This window comes from Aurantimonas sp. A3-2-R12 (assembly GCF_036016755.1).
Classification (GTDB): Bacteria; Pseudomonadota; Alphaproteobacteria; order Rhizobiales; family Rhizobiaceae; genus Aurantimonas; species Aurantimonas coralicida_A.
This window is the reverse complement of record NZ_JAYXIH010000008.1, coordinates 68,312-83,507: the sequence shown is the minus strand read 5'-3', so window position 1 is coordinate 83,507 and position 15,196 is coordinate 68,312. Positions and strand designations below refer to the sequence as shown.

At 66.5% G+C, this 15,196-nt stretch carries 19 protein-coding genes and 2 pseudogenes; 16 read left to right on the top strand and 5 right to left on the bottom strand.

Features of this window, described 5'->3' with window-relative positions; translation table 11 throughout:
- Positions 1 to 2: 2 nt before the first annotated feature.
- The 4 genes from urtD to VSX60_RS06500 all read left to right on the top strand — a co-directional run bounded on the left by urtD (position 3) and on the right by VSX60_RS06500 (position 3,086).
- Entirely contained in the window at positions 3 to 860 is an 858-nt protein-coding gene (gene urtD / locus VSX60_RS06515) for an urea ABC transporter ATP-binding protein UrtD (RefSeq protein WP_327623341.1), read from the top strand.
- 295 nt (positions 861 to 1,155) lie between these two features.
- Positions 1,156 to 1,851 (top strand): urea ABC transporter ATP-binding subunit UrtE, encoded by a 696-nt coding sequence (gene urtE / locus VSX60_RS06510; RefSeq protein WP_327623340.1) that lies wholly within the window; start codon positions 1,156 to 1,158, stop codon positions 1,849 to 1,851.
- A gap of 121 nt (positions 1,852 to 1,972) precedes the next feature.
- On the top strand, positions 1,973 to 2,761 hold the full coding sequence (locus VSX60_RS06505; RefSeq protein ID WP_327623339.1) for an urease accessory protein UreD: 789 nt from the start codon (positions 1,973 to 1,975) through the stop codon (positions 2,759 to 2,761).
- A 22-nt stretch (positions 2,762 to 2,783) separates the two neighbouring features.
- Positions 2,784 to 3,086 carry an urease subunit gamma gene (locus VSX60_RS06500; RefSeq protein ID WP_327623338.1) on the top strand — a complete coding sequence of 101 codons (303 nt, stop codon included), beginning with the start codon at positions 2,784 to 2,786 and terminating at the stop codon, positions 3,084 to 3,086.
- 48 nt (positions 3,087 to 3,134) lie between these two features.
- Here VSX60_RS06500 and VSX60_RS06495 read toward each other — a convergent pair whose 3' ends face one another.
- A complete protein-coding gene (locus VSX60_RS06495) occupies positions 3,135 to 3,461 on the bottom strand; it encodes a hypothetical protein (protein WP_327623337.1) in 327 nt (108 codons plus the stop codon).
- 359 nt (positions 3,462 to 3,820) lie between these two features.
- Here VSX60_RS06495 and VSX60_RS06490 point away from each other — a divergent pair, with 359 nt between their 5' ends.
- The 5 genes from VSX60_RS06490 (at position 3,821) to VSX60_RS06470 (ending at position 6,220) form a co-directional block, all read left to right on the top strand.
- A complete protein-coding gene (locus tag VSX60_RS06490) occupies positions 3,821 to 4,396 on the top strand; it encodes a HupE/UreJ family protein (protein WP_327623336.1) in 576 nt (191 codons plus the stop codon).
- 43 nt (positions 4,397 to 4,439) lie between these two features.
- Positions 4,440 to 4,562, top strand: coding sequence for a hypothetical protein (locus tag VSX60_RS06485; protein WP_327623335.1), 123 nt, complete (start codon positions 4,440 to 4,442; stop codon positions 4,560 to 4,562).
- Positions 4,559 to 4,864: an urease subunit beta gene (locus VSX60_RS06480; RefSeq protein WP_327623334.1), complete on the top strand. Its 306-nt coding sequence runs from the start codon at positions 4,559 to 4,561 to the stop codon at positions 4,862 to 4,864. Before VSX60_RS06485 ends, VSX60_RS06480 begins: the two co-directional genes overlap by 4 nt.
- 103 nt (positions 4,865 to 4,967) lie before the next feature.
- On the top strand, positions 4,968 to 5,810 hold the full coding sequence (locus tag VSX60_RS06475) for a cyclase family protein (RefSeq protein ID WP_327623333.1): 843 nt from the start codon (positions 4,968 to 4,970) through the stop codon (positions 5,808 to 5,810).
- Between the two features lie 11 nt (positions 5,811 to 5,821).
- Positions 5,822 to 6,220: a carboxymuconolactone decarboxylase family protein gene (locus VSX60_RS06470; RefSeq protein WP_327623332.1), complete on the top strand. Its 399-nt coding sequence runs from the start codon at positions 5,822 to 5,824 to the stop codon at positions 6,218 to 6,220.
- 22 nt (positions 6,221 to 6,242) lie between these two features.
- Here the strand turns inward: VSX60_RS06470 and VSX60_RS06465 are convergent, their stop codons facing one another.
- Positions 6,243 to 6,455 carry a hypothetical protein gene (locus tag VSX60_RS06465; RefSeq protein ID WP_327623331.1) on the bottom strand — a complete coding sequence of 71 codons (213 nt, stop codon included), beginning with the start codon at positions 6,453 to 6,455 and terminating at the stop codon, positions 6,243 to 6,245.
- A gap of 405 nt (positions 6,456 to 6,860) precedes the next feature.
- Here VSX60_RS06465 and ureC point away from each other — a divergent pair, with 405 nt between their 5' ends.
- Together ureC and VSX60_RS06455 are read left to right on the top strand one after the other, a co-directional pair.
- The gene (ureC, locus tag VSX60_RS06460; RefSeq protein ID WP_327623330.1) at positions 6,861 to 8,573 is read left to right on the top strand and encodes an urease subunit alpha; all 1,713 of its coding nucleotides are present in this window, start codon (positions 6,861 to 6,863) and stop codon (positions 8,571 to 8,573) included.
- Positions 8,574 to 8,575: 2 nt separating this feature from the next.
- Positions 8,576 to 8,794 (top strand): DUF29 family protein, encoded by a 219-nt coding sequence (locus tag VSX60_RS06455; RefSeq protein ID WP_327623329.1) that lies wholly within the window; start codon positions 8,576 to 8,578, stop codon positions 8,792 to 8,794.
- 23 nt (positions 8,795 to 8,817) lie between these two features.
- On the opposite strand, the gene VSX60_RS06450 is transcribed toward VSX60_RS06455, so the two are convergent.
- The gene (locus tag VSX60_RS06450) at positions 8,818 to 9,450 is read right to left on the bottom strand and encodes a hypothetical protein (RefSeq protein ID WP_327623328.1); all 633 of its coding nucleotides are present in this window, start codon (positions 9,448 to 9,450) and stop codon (positions 8,818 to 8,820) included.
- A 112-nt stretch (positions 9,451 to 9,562) separates the two neighbouring features.
- On the opposite strand from VSX60_RS06450, the gene VSX60_RS06445 reads away from it, so the two are divergent.
- From VSX60_RS06445 to VSX60_RS06425, 5 genes and pseudogenes are all read left to right on the top strand, one after another.
- Positions 9,563 to 10,039 carry an urease accessory protein UreE gene (locus VSX60_RS06445; protein ID WP_327623327.1) on the top strand — a complete coding sequence of 159 codons (477 nt, stop codon included), beginning with the start codon at positions 9,563 to 9,565 and terminating at the stop codon, positions 10,037 to 10,039.
- Positions 10,036 to 10,779: an urease accessory protein UreF gene (locus VSX60_RS06440; RefSeq protein WP_327623326.1), complete on the top strand. Its 744-nt coding sequence runs from the start codon at positions 10,036 to 10,038 to the stop codon at positions 10,777 to 10,779. Before VSX60_RS06445 ends, VSX60_RS06440 begins: the two co-directional genes overlap by 4 nt.
- A complete protein-coding gene (ureG, locus tag VSX60_RS06435; RefSeq protein ID WP_327623325.1) occupies positions 10,776 to 11,408 on the top strand; it encodes an urease accessory protein UreG in 633 nt (210 codons plus the stop codon). The genes VSX60_RS06440 and ureG overlap by 4 nt, the downstream gene beginning before the upstream one ends.
- A 56-nt stretch (positions 11,409 to 11,464) precedes the next feature.
- A pseudogene (locus tag VSX60_RS06430) lies at positions 11,465 to 11,770 on the top strand (amidohydrolase family protein); the annotation flags it as partial.
- A pseudogene (locus tag VSX60_RS06425) lies at positions 11,769 to 12,056 on the top strand (tyrosine-type recombinase/integrase); the annotation flags it as partial. The pseudogenes VSX60_RS06430 and VSX60_RS06425, both read left to right, overlap by 2 nt.
- A 222-nt stretch (positions 12,057 to 12,278) precedes the next feature.
- Here the strand turns inward: VSX60_RS06425 and VSX60_RS06420 are convergent.
- Both VSX60_RS06420 and VSX60_RS06415 read right to left on the bottom strand, forming a co-directional pair.
- Positions 12,279 to 13,862, bottom strand: a complete 1,584-nt coding sequence (locus VSX60_RS06420; protein ID WP_327623324.1) for a gamma-glutamyltransferase family protein — start codon at positions 13,860 to 13,862, stop codon at positions 12,279 to 12,281.
- A 6-nt stretch (positions 13,863 to 13,868) separates the two neighbouring features.
- Positions 13,869 to 15,194: a TRAP transporter large permease gene (locus VSX60_RS06415; RefSeq protein ID WP_327623323.1), complete on the bottom strand. Its 1,326-nt coding sequence runs from the start codon at positions 15,192 to 15,194 to the stop codon at positions 13,869 to 13,871.
- Positions 15,195 to 15,196: the final 2 nt, after the last annotated feature.

Genomic DNA, 15,196 nt, shown 5'->3' with positions numbered 1-15,196 from the left:
CGATGAGCGACATGAACCCCGCTAGCGAACCGACCCTTCCCTCTCAGCCGGCAGTTTCGCCGCACCCTTACGCGACGCAGCGCGCGGCTCTGCTCGCCGAGCAGGCGGCGGGAAGCAAACGCAAGGACACGCTGCTCTACCTCAACGGCGTCGCCAAGAGCTTCGACGGCTTCAAGGCGATCAACAACCTCTCGCTGGTCGTGGCGAAGGGCGAGATGCGGGCGATCATCGGGCCAAACGGCGCCGGCAAGACCACGATGATGGATATCGTCACCGGCAAGACCCGGCCGGACGAGGGTGAGGTCTATTTCGACGGCGATGTCGATCTGACAAAGGAGGACGAGGCGGCGATCGCCAACAGGGGGATCGGCCGCAAGTTCCAGAAGCCGACGGTCTTCGAGGGGCATTCGGTCGAGGACAACATCCGCCTGTCGCTCGCCGGCTCGCGCTCGATTTTCGCGGCGCTGCTCCACCGCAAGGACGAAGCCGAGCAGGCGAAGATCGATGCGATTCTGGAAACCACACGCCTCGGCGAGAAACGGCTAACGCCGGCCGCTGACCTCAGCCACGGCCAGAAGCAATGGCTGGAGATCGGCATGCTGCTTGCCCAGGACCCGGAGCTTCTTTTGGTCGACGAGCCGGTGGCGGGCATGACCGATGCCGAGACCGAGGAGACCGCCCGGCTGCTCAAGGAGATCGCCCGGACGCGCTCGGTCGTCGTCGTCGAGCACGACATGCATTTCGTCCGGGCGCTCGGGGTCAAGGTCACCTGCCTGCACGAGGGCTCTGTGCTGTCGGAGGGCTCGCTCGATCATGTCTCCGCCGACCCGCGCGTGGTCGAGGTGTATCTGGGGCGATGAGGATGACGGAAATGATCGCATTCGCGGGTTTGGGTGGCCCCTCATCCGCCCCTCCGGGGCAGCAGGGGAAGCCACGCGTCTCGCCCGTCCTCCGGACGCCCGTCGGGGAGAAGAACAGGTCTGCGCCGACTGGCGCCTTCTCCACAAGCGGCGACGAAAAGGGCGCCATTCCTCGCCCTGCTGGGGAGAGGGTGGATGCGAGCGGGAGCGAGCAGCCGGGGGAGGGGCTTTCGCGACCACGAACACGCCGGTCGATTGCCCTACGCTTGGGCAGTGTTTCTTCATGGTGCGCGCCATGCTGACCGTTTCGAATGTCGATTTGTATTACGGTGCCGCCCAGACCCTGCGCGGTGTCTCGCTCGCGGCCAAGCCCGGCGAGATCACTTGCGTGCTCGGTCGCAACGGCGTCGGCAAGACCAGCCTGTTGCGCGCCATCGTCGGCCAGCAACCGATCCGCGCCGGGGCGATTACCCTCGATGGTGAGGATCTCGGCCGGTTCGCTCCCTACGCCCGGGCACGAAAGGGAATCGGCTTCGTGCCGCAGGGTCGCGAGATCTTCCCGCTGCTGACGGTGCGGGAAAATCTCCAAACCGGCTTCGCGCCGCTGGCATCCGCCGACCGGTCGATCCCCGAGCATGTGTTCGAGCTGTTCCCGGTGCTCGCCGACATGCTCGGCCGGCGCGGCGGCGATCTGTCCGGTGGCCAGCAGCAGCAACTCGCGATCGGCCGGGCGCTGGTGACCCGGCCCCGGGTGCTTGTGCTCGACGAGCCGACCGAGGGCATCCAGCCGTCGATCATCAAGGATATCGGTCGGGCGATCCGCTATCTGCGGGACCAGTCGGGCCTCGCGATCCTGCTTGTCGAGCAGTATCTCGATTTCTGCCGCGAGCTCGCCGACCAAGTCTACATCATGGATCGCGGCGAGATCGTCTTCGACGGCTCAGCCGAAGGTCTCGACGATCCCGAGGTCCGCAAGCACCTGACGGTTTGAACTGGCGGAAGTCGCAAGGATGCGGCAAGCACGGCCTATGCAGGTTCACCTTCCTCAAATGCCCGTGAATCGGCCGTCCGACTCGCCGTCACTTCCGGCCGAAGCCGGGCGTGTCGTTCCGATGCAGCGCGCGGCCGGTTCGGCGACAGCGGAATTCCAGCTCGTCACGGGCCGCACGCGTCTGAAGCGCTTGCACCAGTCCGGATGCCTGAAACTGCGGTTTCCCCGCCTGCCGCGGCCAGAGGCCGAGGCGATCCTGATCAACACGTCCGGCGGGCTGACCGGCGGTGATCGCATCGACCAGACCTTTGCCGTTTCGGAAGGCGCCAGCCTGACGGTGACGACCCAGGCCTGTGAACGCGTTTACCGGGCGGCAGAAGGCCATGCCGCCGTCGCGACGCGCATCGCCCTCGGGCCCGAGGCGGGTTTTCACTGGCTGCCGCAGGAAACGATCCTCTATGACGGCGGCGCGGTCCAGCGCTCGTTGGATCTTGAGGCGGCCGAATCCTCCCGCTTCCTGTTATGTGAAAGCGTGATCCTCGGACGCGAGCGCATGGGCGAGACTATCGAGGCCGGTCTGTTCCGCGACCGCTGGCGCGTGCGCGTCGGCGGCCGGCTGGTGTTCGCCGACGATCTGCGGCTCGACGGTGCGATCGCCGAGGCGACGGCGCGGGCCGCCAGCCTTGCCGGCAACCGGGCCTTCGCAACCTTCGTCGCGCAGGGGGCCGGCGTCGAACGCGGTCTTAACGACATTCGTGCGATTATCGGGGAGGCCGGGGGCGCGAGCCTTGTCGGCGGCGTGCTCGTCGCCCGCATCATGGCGCCTTCGGGCTTTCTGTTGCGCAAGCGGTTGGTTCCGCTGCTGTCGGCTCTGGCGAACGGGCGGCTGCCGCTTGTATGGTCGCTCTGACGGACCGGCGAAGGATGGACGGATGCAACTGACCCCGCGCGAAAAGGACAAGCTGCTCATCTCCATGGCCGCCATCGTGGCGCGGAAGCGGCTGGAGCGGGGCGTCAAGCTGAACCATCCGGAGGCGATCGCGCTGATCAGCGACTTCGTCGTCGAGGGCGCGCGCGACGGTCGCTCGGTGGCGGATCTGATGGAGGCGGGGGCGCATGTGATCACCCGCGATCAGGTGATGGAGGGCATTGCCGAGATGATCCATGACGTGCAGGTCGAGGCGACGTTCCCGGACGGCACCAAGCTGGTGACGGTTCACGAGCCGATCCGCTGAGGATCGGCGCGGAGGGCGGCCGAACGCCCAGCCCATAGAGGCGATCGATCAACTGCCCTGCTGGACGTCCTCGTCGTTTCCGCCGGCCTGACCTTGGTCCGAGGCGCTTTTCTTCGGCAGCGTCATGCTCGAAGCCTCGCTCGCGGCCGCATTCTCGGCTTCATCCAGCGAGGAGACCGCGATCGGCGCATCAGCGGTAACGAGGCCGTTCCGCGGCGGTCCGCCGATGAAGCGATAGCCCTGCTCGACCGTTGAATAGTACGCGGTCCCGACGATTCCATTCATGGTCACGGTGCGAATCATGACCGGGTCGCCGGACCCCGCCGATCCGGTCCATGCAAGAAGTACCGCCGCGATCACGAATGATCTCAGCATGAAGTCGACTCCCTTCTGTTGCCGGCCGTCTGGCTTCGATCGTTGCGCGTCGAAACTCCGGAGCGGCCTGGCCTCGATCCTCCAGAGCCAATGTGCGGCGTCGAAAATCGGGCTTGCCGAGACAATAACGAAAGGTGGTTGCCAGAGTTTCTCGCTTGTCGCGCCGGCTTTGGTTTATCGTTTCCAAAACCCTTCCAACGACCGGCGATCGGTGGTCCCTTGAAGCGCGGCGGGAAAGGCGGCGAGAAACCCTTTGACACCTGCTTTCCGGCCTTCCATGCTCCGCACAGCAACCCGGCCGAATGCCGGGCGGGACGCGACCCAATTCGGGGCGACCGTCGACCAAACGAGGGACAATCATGCTCAAGCGCCTTTCGCTCACCGCCGCAACGCTTTTCGCCGCGACGGCCCCCGCCTTTGCCCACATCAATCCGGCCGAGCACGGCTCGCTGCTCACCGGCTTCGTCCATCCGCTGATGGGCTGGGACCATGTGCTGGTCATGGTCGCCGTCGGAATCTGGGCGGCGATGATCGGTGGCCGTGCGTTGTGGGCGGTGCCACTCGCCTTCGTCACGGTGATGAGTGCCGGCTTCGCCCTGGCGGTGGCCGGAATTGCGCTGCCCTTCGTCGAACCGGTGGTGCTTGCCTCGGTCGTCGCGCTCGGCCTGCTGATCGCGATGGCGGTGAAGCTGCCGGTTTCGCTCGCCGCGACCATCGTCGGCGCTTTCGCGCTGTTTCACGGGGCCGCGCATGGTGCTGAACTCGGCGCATCGGGGGCCGCAGTCTTTGGCCTTGGCTTCGCGATGGCGACGGCACTGCTGCATGGCGGCGGATTGTTGCTCGGCAACGCTCTGGTCCGGACGGCGAACCCTATCCTCCTGCGGGCGATTGGTGCGCTGTCCGCCGGCGCCGGCCTCTATCTGATGGCCGGCTGATCGTCCGCGACCGTCGAGCCGCGTCGGGCGGCGGGGAGATGTCATGCCGGAATTCATGCGGGCACCTCAGCCGGTCGGGGAGTATGATCTGATGGCGATCGGCCCGGTTCTCCTGGCCGTGCTCGTCATTCTCGGTATCCGCAAGCTCTGGAGTCATTGGTCATGATCCCTGGCGAAATCATCACGGCGGCGGGCGACATCGTCCTCAACGAGGGGGCGGTTCCGGTTACGATCGAGGTCGCCAACACGGGCGACCGGCCGATCCAGATCGGCAGCCACTACCACTTCGCCGAGACCAACCCGGCGCTCGCCTTCGACCGGGTGGCGGCGCGCGGCATGCGCCTCGACATCGCCGCCGGCACGGCCGTGCGCTTCGAGCCGGGGCAGACCCGCGAGGTGACGCTGGTGCCGCTCGGCGGCGCCCGCAAGGTCTATGGCTTCAATGGCAGGGTGATGGGCGCGCTCTGAGGCGGCCGCGCGCCGAAGTCGGTCGCGCCAGCCTCGCGATGCAATTGTTCAGCCTGTGCCTGATCCGATCAGGCCAGTGTGTTCTGCAAGGAGGAGGAAACCAATGTGCAACCAATGCGTGATCGAGGGTGTGAAGCTGACGATGCTGAGCCGGCGGCGGCTGCTCGGGGGCGGCGCGGCCGCGGCGGCGACGCTCGGCCTGGCAGGGTCGGCCCTGGCTCAGGATGCCGCGAAGCCCGCTGTCGATGCCGGCAAGTCTCTCGCGGACATGGCGATCAGCGATCTGACCCATGAGCTCCATCCGGACTTCCCGACCTTTTTCGGCGAGCAGCAATTCTTCATGGAGCAGAAGTTCTCCTACGAAAAGGACAAGTTCAACCTGTTCGAGCTCAGGGTGAACGAGCACACCGGCACGCATGTCGACGCGCCACTGCATTTTTCTGCCGACGGCCAGTCGGTCGCCGAAATTCCGGTCGAGAAGCTGATGGCGCCCCTGGTCGTCATCGACATCAAGGCGAAGGCGGCGGACGATGCGGACGCGCAGGTGACGCCCGACGACATCAAGGCCTGGACCGACGCCAATGGCGAACTGCCCGAAAACTGCTGCGTGGCGATGAACTCGGGATGGCAGCAACATCTCGATAGCGAAAAATTCCGCAACGCCGACGACAAGGGCGTGATGCATTTTCCCGGGTTTCATGTCGAGGCGGCGCAAATGCTGCTCGGAGGCTCCGCCGTCGGCATCGCCGTGGATACGCTGTCGCTCGATTTCGGCCAGTCGCCGGACTTCGCCGTGCATTATGCATGGCTGCCGGAAGGGCGCTGGGGCCTCGAATGCATCGCCAATCTCGACGCGATGCCGGCTGTCGGCGCCACTCTCATCCTTGGCGCGCCGAAGCACCGGGGCGGCTCGGGCGGGCCGTCGCGGGTGCTGGCGCTGAGCTGAGGGGGGACGCCGTGGCGACCGCGCCGATTGTTTCCGACGAGCAAGCCTGTGCCGAAGTTCGCGCGGTGTTCGACGATATCCGCGCGACGCGGGGCACTGACTTCGTCAACAATTTCTGGCGGGTGCTGGCGGCGGATCCCCGGACGCTCAAGCGGACCTGGGAGGAGGTGAAGGCGGTGATGATCGCGCCCGGCGCGCTCGATCCGCTGACGCGGGAGATGCTCTACATCGCGGTCTCGGTGACCAATGGCTGCGGCTACTGCGCGCATTCGCACACCGCAGCGGCGCGGGCCAAGGGCATGACGGCCGATCAATACGGCGAGCTTCTGGCAATTGTTGGCCTCGCCGGCAAGACCAACCAACTGTCCGACGCCCTGCAAGTGCCGGTCGATCCCGAGTTTCTGGCCTGATCGAGGCGCGCGTGAAGACTCGCTATTTCGGCGTCGACTGCTTTGGCGATCGCCGAATGATCGCCCGGTGCGAGCCGGGCGAGCGCCCGCGCGTCACCGCGCTGCGGCCGATGGCGCCTGGCCCGCCGCGAGCGAAAGCGCCGGCATTGACGCTGTTGAGATCGGAGCGGCCCTCCATCGCCCTGAGCTCGTTCGGCACGTTGGCGCCGCGCCCGAAGCGGGAACGACCGGCCACAGATAGCTGTCGCCGAAGACTTTGGCGCCAGGAATACGCGGACCGGCTGGCGGGTGCGGCGCGCCAACGATCGGCAAGCCGGCCATCGACATTCCCGGCACGTCTCCCATCAGGCCGGGATCGAACGGCTGGGCGACGGCCGGCGTCGGCAGAAAGAGTGCCGCGAGCAGCGCGAAACGAAACACGGGACACTCCTTTCCGGCAAATGGTCGATCGTGATCGGCGACAGCCGCGCGCGATCGCTGATGGCGGTCGGTCCATCCAGGAACGCGCCGGCAGTCTGCGCGATCCCGACAAATCGGGGAAGACAAGCTTTCGCGACCGACTTATGGTCTTGAATGGTGCGACGCAGCGACGGACGGCGCGGAGCGCCGATCCTCTCCGGCCCTCGACGCGAGATCGCCCATGCCCGCCACTATCCCCCGCTCCTCCTATGCCGCGATGTTCGGCCCGACCACTGGCGACAAGGTGCGACTGGCCGATACCGAGCTCTTTATCGAGGTCGAGAAGGACCTGACCACCTATGGCGAGGAGGTGAAGTTCGGCGGCGGCAAGGTGATCCGCGACGGCATGGGGCAAAGCCAGCATTCACGCGCCGAAGGGGCGGTCGACACGGTGATCACCAACGCGCTGATCCTCGACCACACCGGCGTCTACAAGGCCGATATCGGCCTGAGGGACGGGCGGATCGCCGCCATCGGCAAGGCCGGCAATCCCGATACCCAGCCGAACGTTACCATCGTCGTCGGACCCGGCACCGAGGCGATTGCCGCCGAGGGCAAGATCGTCACCGCCGGCGGTTTCGACAGCCACATCCACTTCATCTGCCCGCAGCAGATCGAGGAGGCGCTGTTTTCCGGCGTCACCACGATGCTCGGCGGCGGCACCGGCCCGGCGCACGGCACGCTCGCCACGACCTGCACGCCCGGACCTTGGCACATGGCGCGGATGCTGCAGGCGGCGGACGCCTTTCCGATGAATCTCGGCTTTTCCGGCAAGGGCAACGCCTCGCTGCCGGCGGCGCTGGAGGAGATGGTCAAGGGCGGGGCCTGTGCGCTGAAGCTGCACGAGGACTGGGGCACGACGCCGGCCGCCATCGACTGCTGTCTCTCGGTCGCCGACGCTTACGACGTCCAGGTGATGATCCACACCGACACGCTGAACGAATCGGGCTTCGTCGAGAACACCGTTGACGCCTTCAAGGGCCGCACGATCCACGCCTTCCACACCGAGGGCGCCGGCGGCGGCCACGCGCCGGATATCATCAAGATCTGCGGCCTGCCCAACGTGCTGCCGTCCTCGACCAACCCGACCCGGCCCTACACGATCAACACGCTGGAAGAGCATCTCGACATGCTGATGGTCTGCCACCATCTCGATGCGTCGATCCCCGAGGATATCGCCTTTGCCGAAAGCCGCATCCGCAAGGAGACGATCGCGGCCGAGGACATCCTACACGATCTGGGCGCCTTTTCGATCATCGCATCCGATTCACAGGCGATGGGGCGCGTCGGCGAGGTGATCATCCGCACCTGGCAGACCGCCGACAAGATGAAGCGCCAGCGCGGGCGGCTGCCGGAGGAGACCGGCGACAACGATAATTACCGCGCCCGCCGCTACGTCGCGAAATACACCATCAACCCGGCGATCGCGCAGGGGATGAGCCGCGAGATCGGCTCGGTCGAAGTGGGCAAACGCGCCGATCTGGTGCTGTGGGACCCGGCCTTCTTCGGCGTCAAACCGATGATGGTGCTGCTCGGCGGGACGATCGTCGCGGCGCCGATGGGCGACCCCAACGCCTCGATCCCGACGCCACAGCCGGTCCACTACCGGCCGATGTTCGGCGCCTTCGGCAAGGCGGTCAGCAATTCCGCGGTCTCCTTCGTCTCCAAGGCCGCGATGGGCGAGGGGCTGGGCGAGCAGCTCGGCTGCGACAAGGCGTTTGTAGCGGTCGAGAACACCCGTGGCGGCATATCCAAGGCTTCGATGATCCTCAATGATGCGACGCCTGAGATGGAGGTCGACCCGGAGACCTACGAGGTGCGGGCCGACGGCGTGCTTTTGACCTGCGAGCCCGCCACGGTCCTGCCAATGGCGCAGCGGTATTTTCTGTTTTAGAATTGGGTCCACGGCCGAACCTTCCCCGACGGATAGGCCGTGACATCATCGCTAGTCCCAGTCTCGCAAGCTATCCGAGCCAGATCGTCCACGAGGAATATCCTGACGCCTGCTTGAAGGCTGCTGGCGAGACCGGTCTGCCCGAGGAAATCTTCCCGCAGGATTGCCCGTTCACGATCGATCAGATTCTCGATGAGACTTTCTACCCCGAGACCGACTGACACATGCGTCGGGGCCAACTGGTTCAGTCCCCGACAAGATCGCTGGCGCTGTCATGGACAGTGACGCGATAGCCGGCGGCAAGGGCCTCGACACCGGGTTGCGGCGTGACCACGGCCAGCCGGCCGCCGGGAAGGCTGCCGACGCGGTCATAGCCGCTGGGGCTCCAGCGCAGCAGGCGGCGCTTCCAGACCAGCCATGGCGCGCGGTCGACCAGCACGAAGGCGCCGTCCGGGACATCTGCGGCCGCCCTCGTATGATGCACTTGCTCGCGCAACCTCGGTTTGACCCGATGGGCATGGAGCGCGTCGTCCATGGCTTTGGCCGAGGGCGGTGCGTCGAGATGATGGGCCGTCGCCCAGGCGGCGCGGTAGACATCGAAGCTGGCGCGCCGGCATTCGGCGCAAGGGCGGTGGCCGGCGGCCAGCGCCGTCGCTTCGTCGAGAAAGAACAGTTCGGTGTAGCGGCCCTGCGTCATCGGCGTGCGCCGCCTGCCGCGAAAGGCGAGGGCGCAGGCAATCCAAGCCTTGTGCTTCCAGCGGCTCTGGCCGAGTTTTCGATCGTGATCGTGCAGAATGCCGCGATTGCCCATCAGCGTGCCCCGAGCCGGATCGGCGATGATCTCTCCCAGCGGGGTCACCCGGTTTTGCAGCGGCATGGCGGCTCCTCATGCCTGGTGCGCGGCTTGGGGGTGGCGGCTTGCTTGTCGCCGCCGTATCGTCGCTGCAAAGGCGACAGGGCGCGCTAGCATGCGGAAGTAGGAAGATTGAATGATCCTTGGCACTTCGGTCAAGCGCGCGGGCGAATGGACGGACGCCGCCGATACGATCACGCTCGACGAGACGGCGCGGCATCGCCGGCGCATGGCGATGGTGTCGGACGACGGCATCGCTTTCCTGCTCGATCTGCCCGAGGCGACCCTGCTCAGGGATGGCGACGCGATCCGTCTCGACGACGGCCGGTCGATTGGGGTGCGGGCCAAGCCCGAAGACCTCTACGACGTTCGCGGCAAGGACGCCCGGCATCTGCTCATTCTGGCTTGGCAGATCGGCAATCGCCATCTGCCGGCGCAGCTTCTGGGCGAATGCATCCTGATCCGCCGCGACCCGGTCATTCGCGAGATGCTGTCGGGCCTCGGTGCGACGATCACCGACATCGAGGCCGGGTTCGATCCGGAAGGCGGCGCCTATGAGGCGCACGGCCATGATCATGACCACGAGCCTTCGCCCGAGACCCCAATCCGGTGAATCGTATCCCCCCCTCGACGACGCCAGAGGCGCTTGGCGTGGACGGCGAAGCCGCCACCGCGCATCTGCCGCAACTGCTGACGCTGTTTTCGCCGGCCTTTCCCATCGGGGCCTTCGCGTGGTCGCACGGGTTGGAGACGGTGGTCGCCGAGGGGCTGCTCGCCGACGCTGACAGCGTCACCGACTGGATCGCGGTGCTGCTCGACCGTGGCAGTGGCTGGAACGATGGTGTGTTACTTGCCGAAGCGTGGCACGCCGTCAAGGACGGAGACGCTGGCCGACTTGCCGCCGTGGCCGAATTGGCACTGGCGCTGGCGGGAAGCGCCGAACGGCGCGCCGAGACGCTGGCGTTGGGCACGGCCTTCGCGGAGGCATCGCGGCCGTGGCTCGGTGCGTCCGGGCTGGGTGGACACGTCGGGGGGCGTGAGGAAAACAGCGCGGCCGAGTCTTACCCCGTCGCGGCGGGACGCCTGGCAGCCAGCGCTGGACTGCCGCTCGCCGATACGCTGCTCGGCTATGCTCACGGCTTCGCGGCATCGTTGGTTTCGGCCGCCGTGCGGCTGGTTCCGCTGGCGCAGAGCGACGCGGTTCGGGTGATGCGGTGGCTGGAGCCGGTCATACAGGCGACGGCCGAACGCGCCGCGCGATCGACGCTGGACGATCTGGGTTCGGCGGCGCTAGGTTCCGACATCGCCGCAATGCGGCATGAGACGCTCCGAACGAGGCTCTTCCGGTCATGATCCACACAAACGGCCCGCTCAGGGTCGGCATCGGCGGGCCGGTCGGCTCCGGCAAGACGACGCTGGTAGAAAAGCTCTGCAAGGCGGCGCGCGAGACATGGTCGATCGGGGTCGTCACCAACGACATCTATACGCGCGAGGACGCCGAGGCGCTGGTGCGGCTGCAGGCGCTCGCCTCCGACCGCATTATCGGGGTCGAGACCGGCGGCTGCCCGCACACCGCGATCCGTGAGGATGCCTCGATCAACATCGCGGCGATCCGCGATTTGCGGGCGCGGCATCCGGACCTCGATCTGGTGCTGGTGGAATCGGGCGGCGACAATCTCGCCGCGACCTTCTCGCCGGACCTCGTCGATCTGTCGATCTACGTCATCTCGGTCTGTCAGGGCGACGATATTCCGCGGAAGGGCGGGCCGGCGATCAGCCGCTCGGACCTGCTCGTCATCAACAAGACCGATCTGGCGCCCTATGTCGGCGCCGATCTTGAACGGATGCGGACCGACGCGGCCAGCGCGCGCAGCGCGCGCCCGACGCTGTTCGCCGACCTGTCGCGCGCCAAGGGCGTCGGCGACATTCTCGCCTTTCTCGCCGCTGAGGGCGGCCTGCCGATGGTCGAGTCCGCGGCGTGACACGGCTCTGGCTGAAGCAGCCGCTCGCCATTCTTGCCTTCGGCGCGGCTGGCGGCATGGTGATCGAGGATGGGCGGATCGTCGAACTGGTGCCCTCGGGCGGCGCGCCGTCCGGGCCGGTCGACGCGGTCTTCGACTCACGGCACGTGGTTCTGCCGGGGCTGATCAACACCCACCACCATTTCTACCAGACGCTGACGCGGGCGCATCCGGCGGCGACCGACAAGGCGCTGTTTCCCTGGCTGACCAGCCTTTATCCGATCTGGGCGCGGCTCGATCCGGACAGTTTCCGCCTGTCGGCGCGGCTGGCGCTGACCGAACTTCTCATGTCGGGCTGCACCACCGCAGCGGACCATCATTACGATCGATGATTATGCCTTCCCCAGCCGCGTAGATCACGACACCCATATCAGCACGCGCCAGTACGCTCGCCTCGTCGATGAATGGGTGACGGCCATCGATCTACGGCGGGAAGATTACGGCACGCATTCGCTTCGGCGGACCAAAGCGTCCATCATCTATAAGGCGACCGGCAACCTGCGGGCGGTGGAGATCCTGCTCGGCCACACCAAGATCGAGAGCACGGTGCGCTACCTCGGCGTCGGCGTCGAGGACGCCCTGACCCTTGCCGAAAGGACGGTGACCTAACCGCCGCGCGGCGAACTCTTTTCGAAGAAGACAATTTGAGCGGTCGCTTCGGATTTACGTGGCGACCGTCTGGAAAGCTCGATCGGGGGGGCGAGTGCTCGGATGAACGGTCATACACCTGATCAAGCGTAGGTCAATTACGTTCACGAACGACGTCGTAAATTCACGCGGATTGGGCGGTCTAATGCCCCAGTCGGCGGCGACTTCACCGACGAGCGGTTATCAGAGCGTCACCGCCGCGCCGTCGGCCCGCGGATCGCTTGCCCCTTCCATGACGCCGGAGGGATGCCGGACCAGCGCCCCGGCATGGCCGGCCGCATCGCAGAACGGCTCGATCATTTCGACGACATGGCCGCTTGCGGTCAGCTTCGCGACGAGGTCGGGCGCGAAACGGTCCTCCAGCTTGAGCGATGTCGTGGCGTCGCCCCAGGTGCGGCCGAGCAGCCAGCGCGGCGCGGTTATAGCCGCCTGCAGACCCTGGCCGAACATCGCGTAGCGGGTGAAGATCGCCGCCTGGGTCTGCGGCTGACCTTCGCCGCCCATCGTGCCGTAGGCCATGACACGGCCGTCCTTGAGCTGGGCGAGCGCCGGGTTGAGCGTGTGGAACGGTCGCCGGAACGACCCGAGCTGATTGGGGCCGGGGGTCAGGGAAAAGCCCGCACCGCGGTTCTGGAAGAAGACGCCGGTGTCGGGGCAGGTCAGGCCCGAGCCGAATTCCCAGTAGACGCTCTGGATGAAGCTGACGACGGTGCCGTCGCAGTCGGCGGCGCCCATCCAGATTGTATCGCCGGGTTTGGGCTCGTGCGGCCAAGCCAGCGCCCTCTGCCGGTCGATCTTGGCATGAATCTCATCGATCGTGGCGTCGGAGAGCCAGTCGGCGGCCGGCGGGTCCATGAAATCCGGGTCGCCGAGCCCCGCATTGCGCATAATGAATGCCTGCTTTGTCGCCTCGATCAGCCCGTGCAGATGGTCGAAGCCTTCGGCCTGCGTCACTTTCAGCCGGTCGAACAGGGCGAGGATCATCAGCGATGACACGCCTTGCGTCGGCGGCGGCATGTTGAAGACGGTGCCGACCGACAATTCGACCGACAGGGGCGCGACGATCTCGGCGTGGAAACGCTCCAAATCCGACAGCCGCAACGGCGATCCGGACGCTTCCAGGAATGCCCCGTGCGTCTTGGCGATGCTGCCGCGATAATAGGCATCGAGGCCTTCCCGGGCGAGGGTCTCGAAGGTGTTCGCCAGCGCCGGCTGTTTCAGGACATCGTTTTCGCGCGGCGGCGCCCCGTGCGGCATGAAGACGCCGGCGAAACCGGGCACGTCCTTCAGCCCGTCCATCTTGGCTTCGGTATAGGCGGCCTGACTGCCGGTCACGACCATGCCGTCGCGGGCGTGGGCGATGGCGCTCGCGAAAAGGTCGCCAAGGCTAAGCCGGCTGCCGCCGTCCACCAACTCCAGCGCCTTGGCCCAGCCCGATATCGTCCCCGGTACGGTCAGCGCGGCGTGGGCGCCGCGCGTCGGCATCTCGCTGTGGCCGTGATCCGCGTACCAGTCCGGCGTGGCCAGTTCCGCCGCGCGGCCGCAGGCCGAGATGCCAACGGGCGGCTTGCCGGGCTTCTGGATGATCCAGAAGCCGTCGCCGCCGATCGAGTTCATGTGCGGATAGACGACCGCGATGGTTGCGGCGGCGGCCACCATCGCCTCGATCGCGGTGCCGCCCCTGGCGAGGATGTCGCGGCCGGCGAGGGCGGCCGCCGCGTGGGGCGCTGTGACGCAGCCATTGAGGCCTTTGGCGCTGTGGAGCATGTCGTCTCACCAACCGATCGCGGCCGGCAGCCAGAGCGCCGTCGCGGGAAACAGAAACACCAGAAACAGCCCGAACAGCTGGATCGCGATGAACGGCACCACGCCGCGATAGATCTCGCCGGACGTTAGGTCCGGCGGCGCGACTCCCTTCAGGAAGAACAGGGCCCAGCCAAAGGGCGGCGTCAAGAACGATGTCTGGAGATTGACCGCGACGAGGATCGCAATCCAGGCCAGATCAACGCCCGAAGCCTTGAGGACCGGCAGGAACAGCGGCAGCGCGATGTAGGAGATCTCGATCCATTCCAGGAAGAATCCGAGGATGAACAGGAGCAGCATCAGGAACAGGATCTGGCCGTTGAGCCCACCGGGAACGAAGGCGAAGGCGTCCTGCACCAGCCGCTCGCCGCCGAGCCCCCTGAAGGCGAGCGAGAACACCTGCGCGAAGATCAGGATGAAGAACACCATCGCGCTGGTCTTGAAGGCGCCACGCACGACCTCGGTCATCACGGAGAGGCTGAGCCGGCCGGAGAACAGGGCCAGAAGGATGCTGCCGACGGCACCCATCGCAGCGGCCTCCGTTGGGGCGGCGACGCCGCCGATGATCGAGCCGAGAACGAGGAAGATCAAGACCAGCGGCGGCACGACGACCTTGAGAAGCTTGCCCGCCAGTTGCTTGCCCGACACGGCCTGCCGCTCAGCTAGCGGCAGCGCCGGCACCTTGTGCGGCAGGACGATGCCCAGCCCGATCACATAGACGACGAAGAGCCCCGCCAGGATCAGTCCGGGGATCAGCGCGGCCGCGAACAGCGTGCCGACCGACTCGCCCATGATGTCGGCCAAGAGGATGAGAACGAGGCTCGGCGGGATGATTTGTCCGAGCGTGCCGGAGGCGCAGATGACACCGGCGGCGACGCCCTTGTCGTAACCGCGCGCGATCAGCGGCCGGAGCGCGATCAGCCCCATGGTGACCACGGTGGCGCCGACGACGCCCGACGCCGCGCCCATCAAGACGCCGACGAGAACGATCGCCAGCGCCATGCCGCCGCGCAGTCCACCCATCGCAAGCCCGATGACCTCGAGGAGATCCTCGGCGATCTTCGATCGCTCCAGCATGATGCCCATGAAAATAAACAAGGGCAGCGCCAGCAGGGTGTAATTGGTGATGACGCCGAAGATGCGGGCGGGCAGGAGGCCGAAGAGCAGCGAGCCGAAGCCGAGATAGCCGAACACGAAGCCGCAGACGGCTAGGCAGATCGGCACCGGCAGCCCGCCAAGCAGCATCAGGAAGAACGCGCCGATCATCGTCAGCGCGAGGATTTCGTTCACTGGCATGG